Here is a 2,293-nt window from a genome sequence, read left to right as displayed (position 1 = left end):
GGGCTCGGCCGAGCCGATCTCGAACATGCTGAAGTTGATCTCGTCGGTGACGCTGATCAGCACCCCCTCCCCCGTGCGGCGCACCTCGACCCGGGGCGCCGGGGCGCGGGTGTTCGCGGGCTGCACGGCGCGGGCGATCTCCGCCTTGATCTCGGCCATCGCGGCGGTCTCGGCCGCGCGCGGGTCGGCGGCCTCTTCCTTGGAGGCTTCCTTGGAGGCTTCCTTGGGAGCGTCCCTGGCGGGCTCCGGCCTGAGGTCCTTCGCCGGGTCCTTCGCCGAGTCCTTGGCGGGATCCAGGGCGGCCTCCTTCGGCGGATCCTTCGCATCCGGCACCTTCTCCGGCGCCTTGGGCCGCGCCGGGCCGAGGGCGTCGCGCACGGCGGCCGGCAGGGCGGCGTCCGCCGAGGCGACCTGCAGCGGCTTGGCGGCGGCCCTGTCCTTCGCGGGATCCTTCGCGGGATCCTTCGCGCCGTCCTTCGCCGACTGCGCCCGCGCGTCGAGCCGGGTCTCGCTCGGCGCGTGCGCCACCGTGCCGACCTTGCCCGGCTGCTCGCTGCGGGCCTTCGGCAGGGCCTCGGTCTGCCAGTAGAGCGGGTCGAAGGGGTCGCGCGCGGCCTCGCCGCCGGCCACGCCCGGCAGGCCGGCCTCGCTGGCCGCGGCATCGACGCTCGCCACCTCCGAGCGCTCGCCCTCGGCCGCGAGCTTGGCCAGCACCGCGTAGGGGTCCTGGAACAGGGCGGATTCGCGGGCGCGGCTGCCGGGGGGCGCCGGCTGGCCCTTGTCGGGCCCCTTGCCCTCGCCCCGGCCCTCGCCCTCCCCCTTGCCCTCGGCCTCGGTCCTGCCGCCGCCCGCGCTCGCCGGGTCGGAGGGCGCGTCCTGCGGGTCGGAGAGGCCCTTCCGGTCGTGCGTGACCTCGGCGAGCTTGACCGGGTTGAAGTACTCGGCGATCGACTGCTTCTGCGCCTTGCTGGTGGAGTTGATCAGCCACATCACCAGGAACAGCGCCATCATCGCCGTCATGAAGTCGGCGAGCGCGATCTTCCAGGCGCCGCCGTGGTGACCGTCCTCGTGGTCGCCGTGGCGCTTGATGATGATGATCTCTTGGTGGCCCTCGGCCATCTCAGCTCTCCGCATCCGCTGCCGGATCCGCCGCGGCAGCGGCCAGCAGGCGGGTCCAGGCCGCGAGCTGCGTCTCGATCACGGTCTGGTCGGCCACGACCGAGACCTCCGGCGCCGCGCCCGGCGCGAAGGCGATCCCGTCGGCCTGCGCCCCGAGCCTCTGGCCAAGGGCCGCCAGCAGGTCCTCGGGCCCGCTCACCCGGATCGCGGCGTGGTTCGGGTCGGCGGTGAGCCGCCCGAGCGCCTGGGCGAGGTCGTCCACCGCGCGCCGCCGCAGGGCGTCGGTGAGCACCGGCACCAGCAGCCGGCCGATGCGCCGGGTCAGGTCCGCATCGAGGGCGCGCAAGGCCGCCGCGAAGCCCGCGGCCAGCCGCTCGGCCTCGCTCTCGCTCCAGCGCGCCCGCTCGGCCGCGAGCTCGGCCGCGAAGCCCTCGCGCGCGGCGGCCATCGCGGCCTCGGCGTCCGCCCGCGCCTCGGCGAGCCCCTGCGCGCGCCCCGCCGCCCGGCCGCGCTCCTCGGCCTCGGCGACGCGCTGGGCGCGCTCCTCCGGCGTCTCGACGGGCTCGGGCGGGGTGGTCGGGGCCGTGCGCTTCAGCCCGGCCCAGGGATCTGTGAAGGACGGGTCCGCGCCCTGGGGCACGAGCGGGATCACCTCGGCCGGCGGCCGGGACGGCCCTTCCGGGGACGGGACCTGCGGTCCGGGCCGGGCCGCGGGCTGGCCCACCAGCGCCTGCAGCGCGTTCAGGGCCTCCGGCACGGTCATGGGCTGGAGCGGCAGGGACGTGAGGGAGGCGGGCTGGGACGCGGGCTCGGGCGCGCGGGCCTCCGGCGGCTTCGTCCGGACGACCCGAGTCGGGATCCAGGGAGCCGGGTCGGGCTGCGCGTCCTGCGGGGCCCGCGCCGCCTGCGCGTCCTGCGCCGCCTGCGGGGCCGGCTCCAGCGCGTCCGAGAAGTCGGGCAGGAAGCTCGCCAGGATCGCGCTCACGCGGTGGCCTCCTCACGCATCAGCCAGCGCTTGAGGATCTGGGCGACCTGCTCCTCGTCGAGGTCGATCATCTGCTCCAGCCGCTTCTGGGGCGAGTGCTCCATCTTGGCGGCCATGGTCTGGGCCATGTCCTCGATCAGGTTCGCCATGGCGGGGGGCGCCAGCGCGGTCGGGTCGGCGCCGGGGGGA

Annotated in this window: 2 protein-coding genes and 1 pseudogene; all 3 read right to left on the bottom strand. The window is 76.2% G+C overall.

Features of this window, described 5'->3' with window-relative positions; translation table 11 throughout:
• Window positions 1–1,119 (bottom strand): flagellar motor protein MotB (locus tag AX737_RS15670; RefSeq protein ID WP_066922792.1); only part of this gene is annotated, 1,119 nt, incomplete at its 3' end.
• A 1-nt stretch (window position 1,120) separates the two neighbouring features.
• A complete protein-coding gene (locus AX737_RS15665) occupies window positions 1,121–2,104 on the bottom strand; it encodes a hypothetical protein (RefSeq protein ID WP_066922790.1) in 984 nt (327 codons plus the stop codon).
• Window positions 2,101–2,293, bottom strand: a pseudogene (locus tag AX737_RS34510) (flagellar M-ring protein FliF); the annotation flags it as partial. The pseudogene AX737_RS34510 and the gene AX737_RS15665, both read right to left, overlap by 4 nt.

The organism is Methylobacterium sp. CCH5-D2, from assembly GCF_001556475.1.
GTDB lineage: Bacteria > Pseudomonadota > Alphaproteobacteria > Rhizobiales > Beijerinckiaceae > Methylobacterium > Methylobacterium hispanicum.
The sequence above is the reverse complement of the archived record's forward strand: the minus strand, read 5'-3'. Positions and strand labels throughout refer to the sequence as shown.